Consider the following 19,689-nt stretch of genomic DNA (forward strand, 5'->3'; position numbering starts at 1 on the left):
CCTAGCGTGCGATGGTGTTCGTGCGGTGGATCTTGTTCTGCAGCTGGACCACGCCATAGAGCAGCGCCTCGGCGGTGGGCGGGCAGCCGGGCACGTAGATGTCCACGGGCACGATCCGGTCACAGCCCCGTGTCACCGAATAGGAGTAGTGGTAATAACCACCGCCGTTGGCGCACGAACCCATCGAGATCACCCACTTGGGATCGGGCATCTGGTCGTAGACCCGACGCAGCGCCGGCGCCATCTTGTTGACCAGCGTGCCGGCGACGATCATCACGTCGGACTGCCGTGGCGACGGCCGGAAGATCAGCCCGAGCCGATCCATGTCATAGCGGGCCGCGCCGGCATGCATCATCTCGACCGCGCAGCAGGCCAGACCAAAGGTCATCGGCCATAGCGAGCCGGTGCGCGCCCAATTGATGAGCTTGTCCGCCGAGGTTGTGACGAAGCCCTTGTCGAGAGCGCCTTCTATTCCCATTCCAGAGCCCCCTTCTTCCACTCATAGAGGAAACCGACCAGGAGAACGCCAATGAATATCGCCATGGCGCCGTAACCGAACAGCCCGATCTCGTCGAGCACGATGGCCCACGGAAACAGGAAAGCGATCTCCAGATCAAAAATGATAAACAGGATGGCGACGAGGTAGTAACGCACGTCGAACTGCATGCGCGAGTCCTCGAACGCCTCGAACCCGCACTCGTACGGCGACAGTTTTTCGTGGTCCGGTCGTCGGGGTGCAAGGATGAAGCCCGCGGCGAGAGGCGCGATGCCAATCCCCATTGCGATGGCGATGAACACGAGGACGGGCAGATAGCTCTCGATCATAGGCGAATGCCACCTTTCAGTCGAAACGGTTGGTAGGACCAAGATGGTGCGGATGGCCGGACTCGAACCGGCACGGCTTGCGCCACTGCCCCCTCAAGACAGCGTGTCTACCTGTTCCACCACATCCGCGGCACGGTGGCCTTGAACAATCGAGATATTACCAGCGCAGCCCCCGGCGGGCAATCCGCAGGGGCCGCGCAGCCAGCTCAGTCGGGGGCGGGCGCCGGGGCCGAGCTGCCCTCACCATTGCCCGCGTCATCGGCCGCTGGCGCCGGTGCGCTTTCGGTGGCCGGAGTGTCGGTGGCCGACCCGTCAACGACACTGCCGCCGGAACTGAAGGTGCCGGCCATGATCGCCAGCGTGAGGCTGGTGGCGAAAAAGCCCACGCCGAGAATGCCGGTCAGCCGCCCTAGGAAGGACGCCGACCCGCGGGCGCCGAAGACCGTGTTGGAAGCGCCGCTGCCAAAGGCGGCGCCGGCGTCGGCGCCCTTGCCGTGCTGGAGCAGCACCACGCCGATCAGCACCAGTGCGAGCCCAAGATGGATGGCCAGAACAATCGTGTACATCAGTCAGTCGATTCCGTTTGTTGACGGGGGTCAGCCCCGCGCTGCCGTGGCGCAGATGGCCACAAAATCATCGGCCTTGAGCGATGCGCCGCCAATCAGGCCACCGTCGATATCCGGCTCGGCAAGCAGCTCGCCCGCGTTGGCCGCCTTCATGCTGCCGCCGTAGAGCAGTCGCATCCGCTCGGCCAGGTCGGCATCACGTGCCGCTAGCGTCTGGCGGATGAAGGCATGCATGGCCTGCGCCTGCTGTGCGGTCGCCGTGCGGCCCGTGCCGATGGCCCAGACCGGCTCGTAGGCGATCACGCCGTTGCCGAGCCCGATGTTGGCATCAAGCCGGTCGATCACGCCATTCAGCTGACTGGCCACCACCGATTCGGTCCGATCGGCCTCACGCTCTTCAAGGGTTTCACCGACACAGAGGATGGGCCGGAGCCCCTGCTCGAGGGCCTGGGCGTAGCGCGCGGCGATCAGCGCGTCGTCCTCGCCATAATGCTGGCGCCGTTCAGAGTGGCCGAGGATGACGTAACGCACGCCCAGATCCGCCAGCATTGCCGCCGAGACCTCGCCGGTGCGGGCGCCCTCGGCGGCATCGGCGCAGTTCTGCGCGCCCACCGACAGTGCATCGCCCACCCGGTCACGGACCGTGTCGAGGTGGACGAACGGCGGGCACACCGCGATCTCAACGCCGCCCAGGCCAGCGACGCCCTGTGCCACCGCAGTGGCGAGGTGGCGGGCGTCGTCGCCCAGGCCATTCATTTTCCAGTTACCGGCAATCAGCGGCGTGCGCATGGCAGTCCCCTGCTAAAAACCGGGAAGGTTACTGATCGGACCGCGCCGAATCAATTCACATTGGCCCCGGCCGGCTCGGTCACACCACACAGGGCCCGCACTTCGGCGGCTAGCGCACGGGCCTGCGCCTCGACCTGCGCGGCCTCTTCGCCCTCGACCATCACCCGCAGCAGCGGCTCGGTGCCCGAGGCGCGCAGCAGCACCCGACCGCGCTCGCCGAGCTCGGCCTCGAGGGCTTCCACGGCACGGGTGATCCGCGCGTCGCTCATGGGCCGGCTGCCCCGCTCAATGGGCACATCCACGCGGTGCTGCGGCATGGCCGTCATGCCGTCGAGCAGATCCGCCAGCGGCCGCCCGGCCCGGACCATCGCGCCCAGCACCTGCAGCGCCGATACGGTGCCGTCACCGGTGGTGGTGCAGTCCAGGCAGACGATGTGCCCCGAGGATTCGCCACCTAGTGTGCCCGCGTGCTCGCGGAGCATTTCCAGGACATAACGGTCCCCGACCCGGGCACGATGGAAGTCGATATCGAGGCTGCGCAGCGCCCGCTCAAGCCCCAGATTGCTCATCTGCGTGCCCACCACCGGCCCGCGCAGCGTGCCCTGACGGGCGCGCTCGGCGGCGATGATCCACAGCAGCTGGTCGCCATCGAGAACCTCGCCGCGATGATCGACCATGATCACCCGATCGCCATCGCCATCCAGGGCGATGCCGGCATCAGCCCCCTGCTCGATGACCGCCGCCTGCAGCCCCGCGGGATGCGTCGAGCCGCAGTCGACGTTGATGTTGAGGCCATCGGGATGGGTACCGCGACGGATCACGGTGGCCCCCAGCTCCTCGAACACCGCCGGGCCGACCTGATAGCCCGCGCCGTTGGCGCAGTCCACCACCAGCCTGAGCCCGCGCAGATCAAGGCCGGCCGGACGCGCGGCCTTGCAGAATTCTATGTATCGCCCCGGGGCGTCCATCAACCGCGTGGCCTTGCCGAGCTGGGCCGATTCAACGGTGGCGAGGGGCTCGTCGAGCTGCGCCTCAATGGCCAGCTCGGCGGCGTCGTCAAGCTTGAAACCGTCGGCGGAGAAGAACTTGATGCCGTTGTCCTGATGGCCGTTGTGCGAGGCGCTGATCACGATGCCCGCGCTGGCCCCCAGCGTGCGGGTGAGATAGGCGATCCCCGGGGTCGGCATGGGGCCCAGCAGACGGATATCGATCCCGGCCGCCGAGAGCCCCGACTCGAGGGCCGACTCGAACATATAGTTGGACAGCCGCGTGTCCTTGCCGATCAGCACTTCCCCGGCGCCATGGCGCGCGCCGATGACGCGCCCCACGGCCCATCCCAGCTTGAGGACGAAATCGGCGGTGATGGGCGGCTCACCGACCCGACCGCGGATGCCATCCGTCCCGAAATACCTGCGCGTCATGCGTCCCCTCCTCCATGTTGACGGACATACGCCATCAGATTCACCGCATCCAGGGTCTCGGCCACGTCATGCGCCCGAATGATGGATGCCCCATGCCACGCCGCCAGCGCCGCAGCCGCCACGCTGCCGGCCAGGCGATCGGGCAGCTCGCGCCCCAGCACGCGGCCCACCAGCGACTTGCGCGACAGGCCCGCCAGCACTGGCACGCCCAGCTCGGTCAGGGCCGGCAGTCCGGCCAGTAGTCGGGCATTATGCGGGTCCCGCTTACCAAACCCGAAACCCGGGTCGACCAGCAACCGGGATCGCGGGATGCCTGCCGCCGCGGCGGCGTCCAGCCGCTGGCGCAGGAAGGCGGTGACTTCGCCGAGGACGTCGCTGTAGGTGGGATTGTCCTGCATGGTCGCCGGCGCGCCCTGCATGTGCATCAGGCACACCGGCAGTCCGGTCTCGCGCGCGGCCTCCAGCGCGCCGGGACTGCGCAGGGCGGTAATGTCATTGATCAGGCCGGCGCCGGCCGCCGCCGCCGCCTTCATGACCCCGGGCTTGGTGGTATCCACGGACAGCGGCACCTCGACGGCCCCGTGGAGCGCCTCGAGCATCGGGATCACCCGATCCAGTTCTTCCTGCTCCGGGACCCCGGTGGCCCCGGGGCGGGAGGACTCGCCGCCGACATCGATGATCGCCGCGCCGGCTTCCTGCATGGCCCGGGCATGATCGACGGCGGCCTGGGCGCCGACGAAACGACCCCCGTCCGAGAAGGAATCGGGGGTCACGTTGAGAATACCCATCACGCGGGGGTGACGCAGCGACAGCTCACGCCCCCCGCAATCCAGCGTCTCCGTCACGGCGGGACTAATGCTCGCTGGCGGGCTTGCCGACGCCGACTCCGTCATCGGCGACCTGACCGTCGCCCTCGTCGGCGGTGCCACCGCCCGGTGCCGTGCCCGAGGGGCCTTCGCTTTCCTTGGGCGGACGCGGTGGCCGTCCGTTCATGATGTCGTCGATCTGATCGCGATCGATGGTCTCGTACTTCATGAGCGCGTCGGCCATGGCATGGAGCTTGTCGTCGTGGGCCTTGAGCACCCGGGTCGCCTCGGCATAGTTCTCCTCAACGATCCGCCGGACCTCCTCGTCAATGGAGTGTGCGGTCTCATCGGAGATGTTCTTCTGCCCCATCGGCAGCCCCATGGCGTTATTGCTTTCGTCCTCGCCATAGGCGAGCGGCCCCATCTTGCTGGACAGTCCCCACTTGGTGACCATGTTGCGGGCGATTTCGGTGACCCGCTCGATGTCGTTCTGGGCACCGGTGGTGACCCGCTCGGCCCCGAAGATCAGCTCCTCGGCGATACGGCCGCCGAAAAGCCCGCAGATGGAGCTGTTCAGCCGCTGCTTGGTATAGCTGTAGCGGTCTTCCTCGGGCAGGAACATGGTCACACCCAGCGCGCGGCCGCGGGGGATGATGGTCACTTTGTGCACGGGATCATGATCGGGCACGTTGAGCCCGACGATGGCATGCCCCGCCTCGTGGTAGGCGGTGAGGCGCTTTTCGTCCTCGCCCATGACCATGGACTTGCGCTCGGCGCCCATGATGATCTTGTCCTTGGCATCCTCGAAGTCGTTCTGATCCACGACCCGCTTGTTGCGGCGTGCCGCGAACAGGGCCGCCTCATTGACCAGGTTGGCGAGATCCGCCCCCGAGAATCCCGGGCATCCGCGGGCGATGGTCCGCGCGTTGACGTCGTCGGCCAGGGGGGTCTTGTTCATGTGGACGTTGAGGATCTGCTCACGCCCCCGCACGTCCGGCAGCGGCACCACCACCTGCCGGTCGAACCGCCCCGGCCGCAGCAGCGCCGGGTCGAGCACATCGGGCCGGTTCGTCGCCGCGATGACGATGATCCCCTCGTTGCCCTCGAAGCCGTCCATTTCAACCAGCATCTGGTTGAGGGTCTGCTCGCGCTCGTCATTGCCGCCGCCCATTCCCGCGCCGCGCTGGCGGCCGACGGCATCGAGCTCGTCAATGAAGATGATGCAGGGCGCCTGCTTTTTGGCCTGCTCGAACATGTCACGCACCCGGGAGGCGCCGACACCCACAAACATCTCGACAAAGTCCGAGCCCGAGATGCTGAAGAACGGAACCTTCGCCTCACCGGCAATGGCCTTGGCCAGCAGGGTCTTACCCGTGCCGGGCGGTCCGACCATCATGACGCCACGCGGGATGTTGCCCCCGAGGCGCTGGAACTTGGACGGGTCGCTGAGGAACTCCACCAGCTCGACCACGTCCTGCTTGGCCTCTTCCACGCCGGCGACATCCTTGAAGGTCACCTTGACCTGCTCTTCGGACATCATCTTGGCGCGGCTCTTGCCGAACGACATGGCGCCACGGCCGCCACCGCCGCCCTGCATCTGACGCATGAAGTAGATCCACACGCCGATCAGCAGCAGGAAGGGGAACCACGAGATCAGGATCTGCAGCAGCATGCTGCGCCCCTCGGGCTCTTCGGCGCTGATATTGACGCCGCTGTCCATCAGCTGCCCCACCAGGGCGCTGTTATCGGTCTCGGGGCTGTAGGTCGTGAAGTTCGACCCGTCGCCGCGGGTACCACGAATGACCGGCCCCTTCATGGTGACCGAATCCACCCGACTGTTCTCGACCTCGGTCAGGAACTGCGAATACGGGATTTCCTGGGCGGTGGTCCCCTGCCCCTGGAAATTGCTGAAAACGGACATCAGCACCACGGCGATGACCACCCAGAGGAGCAAATTCTTGGCCATGTCGTTCAAGACGGCTCACCTCTACAGATCGAATAATTCGGCAGCCTACACTGCCCGAAAGCCACGGGCCAGCAGATAGACTTCTCGGCTCCGGCCGCGTGAGGCCGGGGGTTTGCGGCTCTGAACCCGGCGGAATGCCTGGCGCATCGCCTGGAGCAGTTCATCAAAGCCCTGTCCCTGAAATGTTTTGACCAGCAGCCCACCCTCAGGTTTCAGCCGATCGTCACAGAAGTCGAGGGCCAGCTCGGCGAGCCGCATGGCCGCCGGCTGATCAATCGCCTTCTGACCGGCGAAATTGGGGGCCATGTCCGAGAGTACAAGGTCGACCGACCGACCGGCGAGTGCCGTATCCACCGCGGCGAGCCCGGCATCGGTGTCGAAGTCGTCATGGACGAAGGTCACCCCCGGTGGCGGCGTCATCTCGAGCCGGTCAACGGCGATCACGCAGCCGCTCGCCCCCACGCGGTGGGCGGCGTATTCGCTCCATCCCCCCGGCGCCGCTCCCAGATCGACCACGCACTGGCGTGGCTTGAGGAGCTGATCCCGCTGGTCGATCTCCTCGAGCTTGAAAGCGGCCCGGGAGCGCAGGCCCCGGCGCTGAGCCTCGCGGACGTAGGGGTCGTTGAAGTGCTCGTCGAGCCAGCGCCGACTGCCGCTGCTACGCGCCACGCTGATGGTCCCGCAGTACGCCCCGGGTGCGCCAGGCGATCCAGCCGCCGGCGCCGAAACCACTCAGTGCCAGCAGTGCCAGATCCGCCCAGTGACTCATGTCGACCCGCCAGATCACGATCAGCACTCCCACCAGCAGACCCACCACCACGGCGAGCTCGAGCTTGATGGCGTCGAGCCGCGACAGGCGGTTACTCGTATCGGACCTCGACGATTTCATAGCCTCGGTGGCCTCCGGGTGTCTGGACGTCGACGACATCGCCCTCTTCCTTGCCGATCAGCGCGCGGGCGATGGGTGACTGCACCGAAATACGGCCGTTCTTGATATCCGCCTCGTCCTCGCCAACGATCTGATAGGTCTTCTCCGTGCCATCCTCCTCGTCGGCCAGCACCACGGTGACGCCGAACACGACCTTGCCGTTGGCCGGCAGCGTGGTCACGTCGATGACCTGTGCATTGGCGAGCTTGGACTCGATCTCAGCGATCCGCCCCTCAATGAAGCCCTGCTGCTCGCGGGCGGCATGATACTCGGCGTTTTCCTTGAGATCGCCATGGGCCCGCGCCTCGGCGATGGCGTTGATCACCCGCGGACGGTCCTCGGTCTTGAGCCGGTTGAGCTCGTCACGAAGCTGCTCGGCACCGCGCACGGTGAGCGGTGTCTTACTCATGCTCTGGCCTCCCTGTGCAGATCCTGGAGTGAACGCACATCATCGGATTCAAGATACCCCAAGGCCTGGCCGGTCGCCCGGGCACCGGCAATGGTGGTGGTGTAGCACACCTTATGCTGCAGCGCCTCCCGACGGATCGAGAACGAATCGGCGATCGCCTGCCGGCCTTCGGTGGTGTTGATGATCAGCTGGATCCCGCCGTTCTTGATCGCATCGACGATATGCGGGCGTCCTTCGGCGACCTTGTTGATGCGCTCACAGGCAATGCCGGCCTGCTCGAGGACATCACCGGTCCCGCGGGTGGCGACCAGCTCGAAGCCCTTGCGCACCAGGTCCCGGGCGATCGGCGCGATCACCGGCTTGTCGGCGTCCCGGACACTGATGAACACCCGGCCGCTGCGCGGCAGCTCCACCCCGGCGGCATGCTGGGACTTGGCATAGGCCTCGCCAAAGACCGGGCCGATGCCCATGACCTCGCCGGTGGACTTCATCTCCGGGCCCAGGATGGGGTCGACACCGGGGAACTTGATGAACGGGAAGACCGCCTCCTTGACCGAGTAGATCGGCGGGATCCGCTCGCGGGTGCAGCCCTGATCGGCCAGGCTCTGGCCCACCATGCAGCGCGCGGCGATCTTCGCCAGGGGCAGGCCGGTGGCCTTGGAGACGAACGGCACCGTGCGGGACGCCCGCGGGTTGACCTCGAGCACGAACACCTCGTCGCCCTTGATGGCGAACTGGGCGTTCATCAGGCCGACCACGTTCAGCCGCAGCGCCATGGCCCGCATCTGCTCGCGGAGCCGGTCCACCACCTGGGGGGCCAGGCTGTAGGGCGGCAGCGAGCAGGCCGAGTCGCCGGAATGCACGCCGGCCTGCTCGATATGCTCCATCACCCCGCCGATCAGGACATCCTCGCCGTCGCAGATGGCATCAACGTCCACCTCCACGGCGTCATCGAGGAAGCGGTCGAGGAGCACGGGGGATTCATTGGAGACCCGGACCGCCTCGTTCATGTACTGGGCGAGCTCGGATTCCTGGTAGACGATCTCCATCGCCCGACCGCCCAGCACATAGGACGGCCGCACGACCAGCGGATAGCCGATCTCTTCGGCCAGCCGGAAGGCCTCGTCGGCACTGCTCGCGGTGCGGTTGGGCGGCTGCTGCAGCCCGGCCTCGTTGATCAGGCCCTGGAAGCGCTCGCGATCCTCGGCCAGATCGATGCAGTTGGGCGTGGTCCCGATGATGGGCGCGCCACAGGCCTCGAGATCGCGGGCCAGCTTGAGGGGCGTCTGGCCACCGTACTGGATGACGATACCGGCGGGTTTCTCGACCTCGACGACCTCGAGCACGTCCTCGAGGGTCAGCGGCTCGAAGTACAGCCGGTCCGAGGTGTCGTAGTCGGTGGAGACGGTCTCCGGGTTGCAGTTGACCATGATGGTCTCGTAACCGTCCTCGCGCAGGGCCAGTGCCGCGTGAACGCAGCAGTAGTCGAACTCGATGCCCTGACCGATGCGGTTGGGCCCGCCGCCCAGGATCATGATCTTCTCGCGATCGCTCGGCTCGGCCTCGTCCTCTTCATCGTAGCTTGAGTAGAGATAGGCGGTTGCGGTGGCGAACTCCGCGGCGCAGGAGTCGACGCGCTTGTAGACCGGCCGCACACCCATTGCGTGCCGGCGGGCGCGGACCTCGGCCTCGGTGACACCCAGCACACGGGCGAGGCGGGCATCCGAGAAGCCGCTGCGCTTGAGCCGCCGCAGGGCGTCGGCGTCGAGCCGCTGCAGATCGGTGGCGGCGAGCGCTGTCTCGCGTTCGATCAGATCACCCACTTGGGCCAGGAACCACGGATCGATCCAGGTGTGCTCGAACAGCTGCTCGAGAGTCAGGCCGGCCCGGAAACCATCCGCCACCCACAGCAAGCGCTCCGGGCCCGGCTGGCGCACTTCCTGGACCACCCGGTCGAGCGCCGTGTCACTGGGCACCACCCGTGGGTCAAGGCCCTCCAGACCGTTCTCGAGCCCGCGCAGGGCTTTCTGCAGCGATTCCTGAAAATTCCGCCCCATGGCCATGACCTCGCCCACCGACTTCATCTGCGTGGTGAGCACGGGCTTGGTGCGCATGAACTTCTCGAAGGTAAAGCGCGGGATCTTGGTCACGACATAGTCGATGCTGGGCTCGAACGATGCCGGCGTCCGCCCGCCGGTGATCTCGTTGCGCAGCTCATCCAGCGAGTAGCCCACCGCAAGCTTGGCCGCCACCTTGGCGATGGGGAAGCCCGTCGCCTTGGAGGCAAGCGCCGAGGAACGTGATACCCGGGGGTTCATTTCGATGACCACGAGACGCCCGTCGTCGGGGTTGACCGCGAACTGCACGTTGGAGCCGCCGGTCTCGACACCGATCTCGCGCAGCACCGCCAGCGAGGCGTCGCGCATGATCTGGTATTCCTTGTCGGTCAGCGTCTGCGCCGGCGCCACGGTGATCGAGTCACCGGTGTGCACGCCCATCGGGTCGAGGTTTTCGATGGCACAGATGATGATGGCGTTGTCGCTGTGATCGCGCACCACCTCCATTTCAAATTCTTTCCAGCCCAGCACCGACTCCTCGATGAGCAGTTCATTGGTGGGCGACAGATCCAGCCCGCGCTCGCAGATCTCGGCGAATTCCTCGGCGTTGTAGGCGATGCCGCCGCCACTGCCGCCGAGGGTGAAGGACGGCCGGATGATGGTGGGAAACCCGATGGCACGCTGCGCCTCGTGGGCTTCGTCCATGGACTGGGCGATGCGCGCGGTCGGTGTCTCGAGATTGATCCGCGCCATGGCCTGACGGAACGCCTCGCGGTCTTCGGCCTTGTCGATCGCGGACTTGGTGGCGCCGATCATCTCGACCCCGTATTCCTCAAGCACACCGCGACGGTCCAGCTCGAGCGCGCAGTTCAATGCCGTCTGCCCGCCCATGGTGGGCAGCACCGCATCCGGGCGTTCACGCCGGATGATGCTCGCCACCACCTGGGGCTGAATGGGCTCGATGTACACGGCATCGGCCATTTCCGGATCGGTCATGATGGTCGCCGGATTCGAGTTGACCAGAATGACGCGATAGCCCTCCTCGCGCAGGGCCTTGCAGGCCTGGGCGCCGGAGTAATCGAATTCGCAGGCCTGGCCGATGACGATCGGCCCGGCCCCGATGATCAGAATGCTTTGGAGGTCGGTACGCTTGGGCATAGGGGGATGTCTACCTGGTGGTACGGGCCGCCTGCCGGGCGGCCATCAAATCGACGAAGCGGGCAAAGAGCGGGGACACGTCATGGGGGCCGGGGCTGGCTTCGGGATGGCCCTGGAAACTGAAGGCGGGCGTATCGGTCAGCTCGATGCCCTGCAGCGTGCCGTCAAACAGCGAGCGGTTGATCACCCGCACGTTGTCCGGCAGCGAGTCAGCGTCCACGGCGAACCCGTGGTTCTGGCTGGAGATCATGACGCGCTGCGTGTCGGCATCCACCACCGGATGGTTAGCGCCGTGATGGCCGAACTTCATCTTCACGCTGCCGGCGCCGGCGGCCAGGCCCAGCAGCTGATGACCCAGGCAGATACCAAACACCGGCATGCCGGCGGCAAGGAACTGCCGGGTCGCCTCGATGGCGTAATCGAGCGGCTCGGGATCCCCCGGCCCGTTGGACAGGAAGACGCCGTCCGGGGCATCGGCCAGTACCGTCTCGGCCGGCGTATCGGCGGGCACCACCGTGACCCGGCAGCCGCTGTCCACCAGACGCCGTAGGATGTTGCGCTTGATGCCGAAATCATAGGCCACCACGTGCCAGGGCAGATCGGCATCGGCCACCGCATCGCCCTCGCGCTCGCCCCGCGCCAGCGACCAGCTGCCCAGCCGCCACGAATAGGCTTCGGTCGTGGTCACCGAGCGCACCAGATCGCGGCCGGTCAGTGGCGGGTGGGCCCGGGCCGCGGCGACGGCGGCGGCTGGATCAGCGGCGTCACCGGCAATGATGCAGCCGTTCTGCGCGCCCTTTTCGCGCAGCAGCCGGGTCAGCCGCCGGGTGTCGATATCACAGATCCCGACAACGCCGTGTTCGGCGAGGTAGTCCGGCAAGGGCGTGCGCGAGCGCCAGTTGCTCAGGCGCACCGGCGCGTCGCGGATGATCAGTCCCGCGAGCTGCGGGCCCAGGGACTCTTCATCCAGCGGCGTGGCGCCGGTGTTGCCGATGTGGGGATAGGTCAGCGTCACCATCTGCCCGTAGTAGGACGGATCGGTGCAGATTTCCTGGTAACCGGTCATTGCCGTGTTGAAGCAGACCTCGCCGGCCGTCTGGCCGCTGGCACCCAGTGCCGTCCCCCTGAAAATCGAGCCGTCTTCCAGCCCCAGAATCGCCAATTGAGTCACGCCTGTACCCCGTCTGCTCGCAAAAACGGGAGGGTTCCGCGGAAGCCCTCCCGTCCACTGTTTCAGCGCCGAAGTTTACGCCGTCGGCGGCTTGACTGTCCAATCACGGCACCGCCCCCATTGCTTGCACCGGCGGCGCGAAAGGGGCTAGCCTTGGCGTCTTTCCGCCGCGATTCCGCGGTCTACCAATCCGGTCCAATTCAGCATGAACGCGCTCTCTCTTCGTCAGTTGAACAAGACGTATCCTGGCGGCGTCACGGCCCTTCGCGACATCAATCTCGAGGTCCGTCCCGGCGACTTCTATGGCCTGCTCGGGCCGAATGGCGCCGGCAAGACCACGATCATCGGCACCGTGGCCTCACTGGTGCGCCCCACCTCGGGCAGCGTCGAGGTGTTCGGGCACGACATCCTCAAGGATCCGTGGCAGGCCAAATCCAACATCGGCCTGGTGCCCCAGGAATTCAACTTCAATCAGTTCGAGACCGTCGCCCAGATCGTCACCAACCAGGCGGGCTTCTACGGCATCGACCGGACGACCGCCCGGGAGCGGGCGGAGAAGTATCTGCGCGAGCTCGACCTGTGGGGCAAGCGTGACGCCCCGTCGCGGCAGCTGTCCGGGGGCATGAAACGCCGCCTGATGATTGCCCGCGCCCTGGTCCATGAACCGCGGCTGCTGATTCTCGACGAACCCACGGCCGGCGTGGACATCGAGCTGCGACGCTCGATGTGGGACTTCCTGCGGCGTATGAACGAACGCGGCACCACCATCATCCTGACCACGCATTACCTCGAGGAGGCGGAATCCCTCTGCCGGGGCATCGGGATCATTGATGGCGGGCGGATTGTCGAAGACACCGACGTGCGATCGCTGCTGACGAAACTCAAATCCCAGAGTTTTGTCCTTGATGTGACGACACCCGTCAACTCGCTTCCCGCACTCCCGGATTTCGGCGTGCTGCCGCTCGATGAGCGCACCATCGAGGTCGAAGTGCGTGGCGAGCAGACGCTCACGGAACTGTTCAGCGCGCTCAACGCCGCCGGGGTTGAAGTGACCAGCATGAAAAACAAGTCCAACCGGCTCGAAGAGCTGTTCGTTCGCATGCTCGGCACCGGCAACGCTGAACCCCAGTCGGAGACTGCTTGATCATGGCCGGATTCTATCCCGCGTATCCCCGCCAGACACTGACGGCGCTGCAGACCCTGGCCGGCAAGGAAACCCAACGCTACATGCGGATCTGGGTGCAGACCCTGGTGCCGCCGGCCATCACCATGACGCTGTATTTCGTGATCTTTGGCGGCCTGATCGGCTCGCGGGTCGGCCCCATGGAGGGATACAGCTTCATGGAGTTCATCGCCCCCGGGATCATCATGATGGCGGTGATCACCAACTCCTACAGCAATGTGGCCACGTCGTTTTTCGGCGCCAAGTTCCAGCGGCATATTGAAGAGCTGCTGGTCTCGCCCACCCCCAATTACGTCATCCTGGCCGGCTATGTCGCCGGAGGCGTCGGACGTGGGTTATGCACGGGGCTGATCGTCACGATCATCGCCAGCTTCTTTGCCGATCTGAATATCCACAACCTCCCGGTGACGATCTCGGTGGTTTTCCTCACCGCCGTGCTTTTTTCGCTGGGCGGGTTCATTAATGGCGTCTTCGCGAAGAAATTCGACGATATCTCGATCGTGCCCACGTTCGTCCTCACGCCGTTGACCTACCTGGGCGGCGTGTTTTATTCGATCTCGCTGCTGCCGGAGTTCTGGCAGCATGTATCGCTGGTCAACCCGATCTTCTTCATGGTCAATGCGTTCCGCTACGGCGTCCTGGGCAGCTCCGACGTACCCATCGCGATCGCCTACGCCCTCATCCTCGGATTCATCACCGCGGGGACGGCACTCAGCCTCTGGCTGCTCAATCGCGGCACGGGCCTGCGCACCTGATGGCGGGCTCGACCCTGGATCTGGAGCGCACCCCGCTTCTCACCGATCTCTACGAACTGACCATGCTGCAGACCTACTACGCGCATGGGATGACCGAGGAAGCGGTGTTCGAGCTGTTCATGCGGCGGTCGAGCCACCGCGGCTTTTTCGTGGCAGCCGGGCTTGATCAGGGACTGGAGTGGCTCGAGACCCTCACCTTTGGCGACGCGGAGCTCGAATGGATGCGCAGGTCGGGGCTTTTCTCCGACGCCTTCATCGAGACCATGGCGGGGTTCCGGTTCAGCGGCCGGGTCAACGCCCTGCCGGAGGGGACCGTGTTCTTTGCCGAAGAGCCGCTGCTGCAGATCGTCGCCCCCCTGCCGGAGGCGCAGCTGATCGAGTCGCGGCTGATGAATATCCTCCACTACCAGACACTGATCGCCTCCAAGGCGGCGCGCTGTCGGCTGGTGGCGGGGGACACGCCGGTGATCGACTTCGGCATGCGTCGCGCCCATGGCGGCGAGGCCGGTACCTGGGCGTCGCGGGCCTGCTATATGGCGGGATTCGAGGCAACGGCCACCTGCCTCGGCAGTGCGCGCTACGGCATCCCGCCCACCGGCACCATGGCGCACGCCTTCGTCCTTGCCCACGACAGCGAGGCCGAAGCGTTCGAGCGCTTTGCGCGCAATCACCCGGACAACGTCGTCCTGCTGATCGACACCCACGATGTCCGCCGCGGCGCCGAGCGGGTGGTGGAAGTGGCCCACCGTCTGGCGCAGGACTCGATCCCGGTCAAGGGCGTGCGCATCGACAGTGGTGACCTTGCCGCCAACGCCCGCATGACCCGGGAGATCCTCGATGAAGGCGGCCTGCAGGACACCCGGATCCTGGTGAGCGGCGGGCTCGACGAATACCGCCTCGAAACCCTGCTCGCGGACGGCGCGCCGATTGACGGGGTGGGCGTGGGCTCCAACGTCAACACCTCGGCCGATCAGCCCTTCCTGGATTCGGCCTACAAGCTTCACTACTTTCGGGGCAAGCCGCGCAGCAAGCACTCCTCGGGCAAGACCGATCTACCCGGGCGCAAGCAGATCCACCGGCACTATGACGGCGCCGGCATGATGCAGGGCGATACCCTCGGTCTGATGGAAACCGCCGACGCCGCCACGGGCCTGCTCAAGACGGTGATGGAAAACGGCCGGCGGCTGCCGGCCGGCGATGGCTCGCTGGCCGATGCCCGCGAACGCTGTCAGACCCAGCTCCATGCTCTGCCCGAGGGCGTCCGGGCGCTGCGCGAGCCCGCTGAGTATCCCGTGACGCTGTCAGCGGAGCTTGAGGAGCTGCTCACGCAGACCGCCCCCGAGCGCTAGGGCTCGAGGGCGGTCGCCGGTCAGTCGACGCGCAGTTCGTCGAGCGAGCGGCCTTCGGCCTCCCACTCCTTGATCCAGACCGGCTTGCGGCCGCGGCCCGACCAGGTCTTGGCGGCGTCGGACGGATGCTGGAACCGCACCTTGCCCTTGGCACGGGTCTTGGCCGGCTGGCCACTGACCAGATCATTGAGCGTAAAGCCGTAGCGCTCGGCGACCTGCTTCATTTCCTGCTGGGCCTTTTTCGCGTCTTCCTTGCGCCGGCTCTGGATTTCGACGTCGATATCCTTTTTCAGCTGGTTCAACTGCTCGGTGGTGTAGTTTGAAAGATCCATGTATTCCCCATCTGGATTGGTTGGATGTTGATAGCACCGCACAATATAATCCATTGCGGATTTGAAAACAGCCCCGTCAATGCATCGATTCTGCCCAGCGGATGATAGACTTGCAGTTTTCAAATTAAAGAGAGGCAGGAATGCCGTCCGCCCTTTCCGCGACCCCCGCTGTTCTCACCGTTGAACTCGATCCCGAACAGATCATGCGCCGGCGTCCGCCCGAAGCGCTGAGCCGCGATAACGCCGAAGTGCTGGCCGCCCCGATCGCCGATGATCTGCGGCGCATTGTCGGCGAAGATATTGCCGAGTCGGGTTTTGTCATGCCGGCCGCGCTCTACGACCTCACCGAGCTGCTGCGCCCGGGCCTCCCCATGGTCGAGGCGCTCCTCGACGTCTATCGCGGCAGCCTGCGCGGCGGGCCATTCATTCCGCAATTGCTGGCTCTGGGGAGCAATGCCGGACGTTTTCCCGAATCGGCGATCGCACCGCTACGCCGCCCGGGCTCGGGGCCGTTGCTGGCGATTCCCTTTGCCCTGGTTGCACCGGGTGAACAGCTCGATCCGTTACGCCGTAAACTCGAAAACGTGCTACTGGAAAAAGGCCGCGCGGGACTGGCCACGGATCGGGCCGTTCGTCAGCTGATGGGCGTTGACCCCGTCAATCTGAGTTATGCCACCTTTCACGATCTTTCGGCGCTCATGAAAGTGCAGCTCGAGCATGCTCAATTCGGTGATCTATGGCGATTGATCGAGGCCGCCCTGTATCGCCCGGACAGCATCGAGGACTGCCAATTGGAAAGTGGCAATCGCTTTCTGGGTACGGGCGGCGATGTCTGGACACCGTGGCAGAGCCTTGATGCCTGGGCGGCGCATCACGAAGCGAGCGCTGAGGAGGCGATCCGCGGCTACGGTGATTGGGTGCGCCAGCAACGCCAGTATCTATCCGGCCTTGAAAGCCACGGAATCGCCGTGCATGCCGTGGCCCCCAGCAAAGGGGTGGCCTCGGCGGACCCCGAGGTCGCCCTGTCGGTGGCCCAGGCGCATGTCATCGACCCACAGCAACCCTGGTATCGCGAGATCATCACCGAGGACCCGACGGCGGAACGGGCGGCGATCGTGACCCTCACCGAGCAGGCCGACCCACAGCTGGGGCCCATCGCCTATACCGCGCTGGTCCAGGCGGCCGACGGCGAGCTGCTCAGCCTGGTCCATGACTACCCGGTCATGCCCGCGGGGATGCAGGCGGTGATCGGTCACTGGCAGGCCCGTGCCGAGGCGCTGGGAGCCCAATGGCGGCTGGAGCGGCCCGGGCATATCGTCGCCGCCGGGCATCCAGCCGCGCTCCAGCCGTGGCTCGAGACCCGGGGCAATGCCTAGGGGTTGAGCAGGGTCCAGGTCCACTCCCCGTCGTCACCGCGAGTGTAGCGCTCGCGGTCATGGAGCCGGCCGTCGCGGCCCTGCCAGAACTCGAGCATGGCGGGACGGACGCGGTAGCCGGTCCAGTGCGGGGGGCGCGTCACCGGCGCGTCGGCAAACCGCGCCTCGACCTCCGCGAGGCGGGCCTCGAACTCATCACGGTCGGTGAGCACCTGTGACTGATGCGACGCCCAGGCCCCCAGCTGGCTCAGCCGCGGACGGCTGGCGAAATAGGCATCGGCCTCAGCATCGCTCACAAACTCCACACGGCCCTCGACGATGACCTGCCGCGCGAGGGGCGCCCAGAAGAAATTCAGCGCCACCTGCGGGTTCTCCGCCAGCTGAGTGCCCTTTTTGCTGAGGGTGTTGGTGTAGAACACGAACCCATCGCCATCGAAATGCTTGAGCAGCACCGTGCGCACACCGGGCTGGCCATCGGCGCGGGCCGTCGCCAGCGTCATCGCCGTGGGCTCGATCACGCCCTCGGCCTCACGGGCGGTTTCCAGCCATTCGCCGAAGCGCTCGATGGCGGTCTCGTAGAGTGTCATTGCGTCCCCCTCCCGGGTATCTGTTCCGTGGGCTCGACCGTGACGGTAAGCCCGTTCACCGCTTTCACGCGGACCCTATCACCGACTGCGAGCGGTTGGTCGCAGACGGCCCGCCAGCGCTCACCCTCAACCCAGACCCGCAGCTGCGGCTGAGTGGCGGTCACCGTGCCCGTCAGGCCCTGCATATGCGCCCGACCCGCCACGCCACGCCGCCGGAACGCCCGCAGCGCCAGCCAGCCGGTGCCCATGAAGATGACCAGACTGGCGGCGGTGACACCGGCGACCAGCAGCAGCGAGAGCTCATAGCCGGGGCCCTGCATGTCGAACAACAGCACCGACCCCAGCCCGAAGGCCAGCACACCACCCACACCCAGGGCGCCGAACGACGGCACAAGCGCCTCGCCCACCATGAAGGCGACGCCCAGCACGATCAGGGCGAGACCGGCGTAGTTCACCGGCAGCAGCTGAATCGCGAACAGCCCCAGCAGCAGCGAGGTCCCGCCAATCACCCCGGGCACAATGGCCCCTGGGTTGGCGAGTTCGAAGATCAGCCCGTAGAGCCCGACCAGCAACAGGATGTAGGCCACATTAGGGTGCGTGATCACGGCGAGGAACTCATCCGACCACTCCGGCGGGCGTTCCTCGATGCGGCGCTCGGCGACCTCCAGGGGCGCGGCGTCGGCGCTGTCCATCAAGCGCCGCCCATCCACGGCGGCCAGGACGGCGCGTGGCTCGGCGGCGACCTGGTTGATGACGTTGTCCGCCAATGCGCGGCGTGCCGACAGGCTGACGGATTCGCGCACCGCCCGCTCCGCCCAGTCGGCGTTGCGCCCCCGCAGCTCCGCCAGCGAGCGAATGTACGCCACCGCATCGTTGATGCGTTTGCGCTCCATGGTTGAGGCATCGTCTTCGGCACTGCCCTCGGATCCACCGCCGGGGCCCACCTGCACGGGGGTCGCGGCGCCAAGGTTGGTGCCCGGGGCCATGGCCGCCCAATGCGTTGCGTAGAGGATATACGTGCCGGCACTCGCGGCGCGGGCCCCCGAGGGGGCCACATAGCCGAGGACCGGGACCGGCGAGTCGAGAATGACCTGAACAATGTCGCGCATCGCGGAGTCAAGGCCGCCCGGGGTATCGATGCTCAGCAGTACGGCGACGGCGGAATCGTCGCGGGCGTCCTCGATGCCATCTGCCACATACTGCGCCGTGGCGGGCCCGATGCTGCCCTCAATGCTGAGACGGTGGACGGACTCCCCCGCCGCCGAATTGGCGAGGGTCAATAGCAGGACAAGGAGCAGCGCACGCATCATGCATGGTCAGAACGCATGATGCGCGCACCGGTTCCCGGCTCAGTCCGCGAGGGCGTCGATGATCCGCTGGCGCACGGCATCGATTTCGCCCTCGCCCTCAACGCAGACGTAGCGCGGCGCGGCCGCATCGCCGGACTGCGCCCAGGACTGGTAGTAGTCCACCAGCGGGCGGGTCTGCTCGTGATAGACCGCCAGGCGCTGACGCACGGTCGCGGGCTGATCGTCCTCGCGCTGTACCAGCGGTTCACCGGTCACATCATCCTGGCCCGCCGTGGCCGGGGGCGCATTGTCGACGTGATAGACGCGGCCTGAGCCGGGATGACACCGACGGCCGACCATGCGCGAGACGATGGACTCGTCATCGACCCGGATTTCGACCACGGCATCGATGGCGATACCGGCATCGCTCAGGGCATCGGCCTGGGCAATGGTGCGGGGAAAGCCGTCAAACAGAAACCCGTTGGCACAGTCCGGCTCGGCGATCCGCTCGCGGACCAGCCCGATGATGATGTCGTCGGAAACCAGCTCGCCGGCATCCATGACCGCCTTGGCCTGTACACCCAGCTCGGTGCCCGCCTTCACGGCGGCTCGCAGCATATCGCCGGTGGAAATCTGCGGAATCCCGTAGGCTTCGCACAGCCCCGCCGCCTGCGTGCCCTTACCGGCCCCGGGGGGGCCGAGCAGAATCATCCTCATGGTGC

General features: G+C 66.1%; 20 protein-coding genes and 1 tRNA gene. 4 read left to right on the forward strand and 17 right to left on the reverse strand.

What is annotated here, in order from left to right:
- Position 1 precedes the first annotated feature (1 nt).
- The 13 genes from FPL11_RS05035 to carA all read right to left on the reverse strand — a co-directional run bounded on the left by FPL11_RS05035 (position 2) and on the right by carA (position 12,096).
- Positions 2-478, reverse strand: a complete 477-nt coding sequence (locus FPL11_RS05035) for a NuoB/complex I 20 kDa subunit family protein (RefSeq protein ID WP_023365985.1) — start codon at positions 476-478, stop codon at positions 2-4.
- A complete protein-coding gene (locus tag FPL11_RS05040; protein WP_110883100.1) occupies positions 469-825 on the reverse strand; it encodes an NADH-quinone oxidoreductase subunit A in 357 nt (118 codons plus the stop codon). Before FPL11_RS05040 ends, FPL11_RS05035 begins: the two co-directional genes overlap by 10 nt.
- 44 nt (positions 826-869) lie before the next feature.
- A tRNA-Leu gene (locus tag FPL11_RS05045) sits at positions 870-954 on the reverse strand.
- Between the two features lie 77 nt (positions 955-1,031).
- Positions 1,032-1,391: a preprotein translocase subunit SecG gene (secG, locus tag FPL11_RS05050; RefSeq protein ID WP_186295094.1), complete on the reverse strand. Its 360-nt coding sequence runs from the start codon at positions 1,389-1,391 to the stop codon at positions 1,032-1,034.
- A gap of 30 nt (positions 1,392-1,421) precedes the next feature.
- Positions 1,422-2,180: a triose-phosphate isomerase gene (gene tpiA, locus FPL11_RS05055; protein ID WP_144347684.1), complete on the reverse strand. Its 759-nt coding sequence runs from the start codon at positions 2,178-2,180 to the stop codon at positions 1,422-1,424.
- Between the two features lie 50 nt (positions 2,181-2,230).
- Positions 2,231-3,601, reverse strand: coding sequence for a phosphoglucosamine mutase (glmM, locus tag FPL11_RS05060; RefSeq protein WP_144347685.1), 1,371 nt, complete (start codon positions 3,599-3,601; stop codon positions 2,231-2,233).
- Entirely contained in the window at positions 3,598-4,494 is an 897-nt protein-coding gene (folP, locus tag FPL11_RS05065; RefSeq protein WP_412549240.1) for a dihydropteroate synthase, read from the reverse strand. Before folP ends, glmM begins: the two co-directional genes overlap by 4 nt.
- Complete coding sequence (gene ftsH, locus FPL11_RS05070; protein WP_144347686.1) at positions 4,454-6,373, reverse strand: ATP-dependent zinc metalloprotease FtsH; 1,920 nt, start codon at positions 6,371-6,373, stop codon at positions 4,454-4,456. The genes folP and ftsH overlap by 41 nt, the downstream gene beginning before the upstream one ends.
- Positions 6,374-6,418: 45 nt before the next feature.
- Complete coding sequence (locus FPL11_RS05075; RefSeq protein ID WP_110883105.1) at positions 6,419-7,042, reverse strand: RlmE family RNA methyltransferase; 624 nt, start codon at positions 7,040-7,042, stop codon at positions 6,419-6,421.
- Entirely contained in the window at positions 7,032-7,262 is a 231-nt protein-coding gene (locus FPL11_RS05080; RefSeq protein WP_144347687.1) for a hypothetical protein, read from the reverse strand. The genes FPL11_RS05075 and FPL11_RS05080 overlap by 11 nt, the downstream gene beginning before the upstream one ends.
- A complete protein-coding gene (greA, locus tag FPL11_RS05085; protein ID WP_144347688.1) occupies positions 7,234-7,710 on the reverse strand; it encodes a transcription elongation factor GreA in 477 nt (158 codons plus the stop codon). The genes FPL11_RS05080 and greA overlap by 29 nt, the downstream gene beginning before the upstream one ends.
- Positions 7,707-10,925 carry a carbamoyl-phosphate synthase large subunit gene (gene carB, locus FPL11_RS05090; protein WP_110883107.1) on the reverse strand — a complete coding sequence of 1,073 codons (3,219 nt, stop codon included), beginning with the start codon at positions 10,923-10,925 and terminating at the stop codon, positions 7,707-7,709. Before carB ends, greA begins: the two co-directional genes overlap by 4 nt.
- 10 nt (positions 10,926-10,935) lie before the next feature.
- Positions 10,936-12,096, reverse strand: a complete 1,161-nt coding sequence (carA, locus tag FPL11_RS05095; protein WP_144347689.1) for a glutamine-hydrolyzing carbamoyl-phosphate synthase small subunit — start codon at positions 12,094-12,096, stop codon at positions 10,936-10,938.
- Between the two features lie 205 nt (positions 12,097-12,301).
- Here carA and FPL11_RS05100 point away from each other — a divergent pair, with 205 nt between their 5' ends.
- From FPL11_RS05100 to FPL11_RS05110, 3 genes are read left to right on the forward strand one after another with little or no spacing between them, the layout of a single operon-like run.
- Complete coding sequence (locus FPL11_RS05100; RefSeq protein ID WP_144347690.1) at positions 12,302-13,240, forward strand: ABC transporter ATP-binding protein; 939 nt, start codon at positions 12,302-12,304, stop codon at positions 13,238-13,240.
- Between the two features lie 2 nt (positions 13,241-13,242).
- Positions 13,243-14,034: an ABC transporter permease gene (locus tag FPL11_RS05105; protein WP_144347691.1), complete on the forward strand. Its 792-nt coding sequence runs from the start codon at positions 13,243-13,245 to the stop codon at positions 14,032-14,034.
- Complete coding sequence (locus FPL11_RS05110; protein WP_186295095.1) at positions 14,034-15,383, forward strand: nicotinate phosphoribosyltransferase; 1,350 nt, start codon at positions 14,034-14,036, stop codon at positions 15,381-15,383. The genes FPL11_RS05105 and FPL11_RS05110 overlap by 1 nt, the downstream gene beginning before the upstream one ends.
- A 20-nt stretch (positions 15,384-15,403) precedes the next feature.
- On the opposite strand, the gene FPL11_RS05115 is transcribed toward FPL11_RS05110, so the two are convergent.
- Positions 15,404-15,715 carry an H-NS histone family protein gene (locus FPL11_RS05115; protein WP_144347692.1) on the reverse strand — a complete coding sequence of 104 codons (312 nt, stop codon included), beginning with the start codon at positions 15,713-15,715 and terminating at the stop codon, positions 15,404-15,406.
- A gap of 140 nt (positions 15,716-15,855) precedes the next feature.
- On the opposite strand from FPL11_RS05115, the gene FPL11_RS05120 reads away from it, so the two are divergent.
- Positions 15,856-17,091, forward strand: coding sequence for a hypothetical protein (locus FPL11_RS05120; protein WP_110883112.1), 1,236 nt, complete (start codon positions 15,856-15,858; stop codon positions 17,089-17,091).
- On the opposite strand, the gene pdxH is transcribed toward FPL11_RS05120, so the two are convergent.
- From pdxH to adk, 3 genes are read right to left on the reverse strand one after another with little or no spacing between them, the layout of a single operon-like run.
- Positions 17,088-17,678, reverse strand: coding sequence for a pyridoxamine 5'-phosphate oxidase (gene pdxH, locus FPL11_RS05125; RefSeq protein ID WP_110883113.1), 591 nt, complete (start codon positions 17,676-17,678; stop codon positions 17,088-17,090). The two genes, FPL11_RS05120 and pdxH, sit on opposite strands and share 4 nt — an antisense overlap.
- A complete protein-coding gene (locus tag FPL11_RS05130; RefSeq protein WP_144347693.1) occupies positions 17,675-18,985 on the reverse strand; it encodes an NfeD family protein in 1,311 nt (436 codons plus the stop codon). Before FPL11_RS05130 ends, pdxH begins: the two co-directional genes overlap by 4 nt.
- A gap of 42 nt (positions 18,986-19,027) precedes the next feature.
- Positions 19,028-19,684 carry an adenylate kinase gene (adk, locus tag FPL11_RS05135; RefSeq protein ID WP_144347694.1) on the reverse strand — a complete coding sequence of 219 codons (657 nt, stop codon included), beginning with the start codon at positions 19,682-19,684 and terminating at the stop codon, positions 19,028-19,030.
- Positions 19,685-19,689 lie beyond the last annotated feature (5 nt).

Source organism: Spiribacter aquaticus (genome assembly GCF_007625215.1).
Lineage (GTDB): Bacteria > Pseudomonadota > Gammaproteobacteria > Nitrococcales > Nitrococcaceae > Spiribacter > Spiribacter roseus.

What these genes read in the sequence shown, in the direction of transcription:
- greA (WP_144347688.1), bottom strand. Translation starts at nt 7,710, where the DNA reads ATGAGTAAGACACCGCTCACCGTGCGCGGTGCCGAGCAGCTTCGTGAC.
- FPL11_RS05080 (WP_144347687.1), bottom strand. Translation starts at nt 7,262, where the DNA reads ATGAAATCGTCGAGGTCCGATACGAGTAACCGCCTGTCGCGGCTCGAC.
- folP (WP_412549240.1), bottom strand. Translation starts at nt 4,494, where the DNA reads ATGACGGAGTCGGCGTCGGCAAGCCCGCCAGCGAGCATTAGTCCCGCC.
- ftsH (WP_144347686.1), bottom strand. Translation starts at nt 6,373, where the DNA reads ATGGCCAAGAATTTGCTCCTCTGGGTGGTCATCGCCGTGGTGCTGATG.
- FPL11_RS05035 (WP_023365985.1), bottom strand. Translation starts at nt 478, where the DNA reads ATGGGAATAGAAGGCGCTCTCGACAAGGGCTTCGTCACAACCTCGGCG.
- carB (WP_110883107.1), bottom strand. Translation starts at nt 10,925, where the DNA reads ATGCCCAAGCGTACCGACCTCCAAAGCATTCTGATCATCGGGGCCGGG.
- FPL11_RS05120 (WP_110883112.1), top strand. Translation starts at nt 15,856, where the DNA reads ATGCCGTCCGCCCTTTCCGCGACCCCCGCTGTTCTCACCGTTGAACTC.
- pdxH (WP_110883113.1), bottom strand. Translation starts at nt 17,678, where the DNA reads ATGACACTCTACGAGACCGCCATCGAGCGCTTCGGCGAATGGCTGGAA.
- FPL11_RS05130 (WP_144347693.1), bottom strand. Translation starts at nt 18,985, where the DNA reads ATGCGTGCGCTGCTCCTTGTCCTGCTATTGACCCTCGCCAATTCGGCG.
- secG (WP_186295094.1), bottom strand. Translation starts at nt 1,391, where the DNA reads ATGTACACGATTGTTCTGGCCATCCATCTTGGGCTCGCACTGGTGCTG.
- adk (WP_144347694.1), bottom strand. Translation starts at nt 19,684, where the DNA reads ATGAGGATGATTCTGCTCGGCCCCCCCGGGGCCGGTAAGGGCACGCAG.
- FPL11_RS05115 (WP_144347692.1), bottom strand. Translation starts at nt 15,715, where the DNA reads ATGGATCTTTCAAACTACACCACCGAGCAGTTGAACCAGCTGAAAAAG.
- tpiA (WP_144347684.1), bottom strand. Translation starts at nt 2,180, where the DNA reads ATGCGCACGCCGCTGATTGCCGGTAACTGGAAAATGAATGGCCTGGGC.
- FPL11_RS05100 (WP_144347690.1), top strand. Translation starts at nt 12,302, where the DNA reads ATGAACGCGCTCTCTCTTCGTCAGTTGAACAAGACGTATCCTGGCGGC.
- FPL11_RS05105 (WP_144347691.1), top strand. Translation starts at nt 13,243, where the DNA reads ATGGCCGGATTCTATCCCGCGTATCCCCGCCAGACACTGACGGCGCTG.
- FPL11_RS05040 (WP_110883100.1), bottom strand. Translation starts at nt 825, where the DNA reads ATGATCGAGAGCTATCTGCCCGTCCTCGTGTTCATCGCCATCGCAATG.
- FPL11_RS05110 (WP_186295095.1), top strand. Translation starts at nt 14,034, where the DNA reads ATGGCGGGCTCGACCCTGGATCTGGAGCGCACCCCGCTTCTCACCGAT.
- glmM (WP_144347685.1), bottom strand. Translation starts at nt 3,601, where the DNA reads ATGACGCGCAGGTATTTCGGGACGGATGGCATCCGCGGTCGGGTCGGT.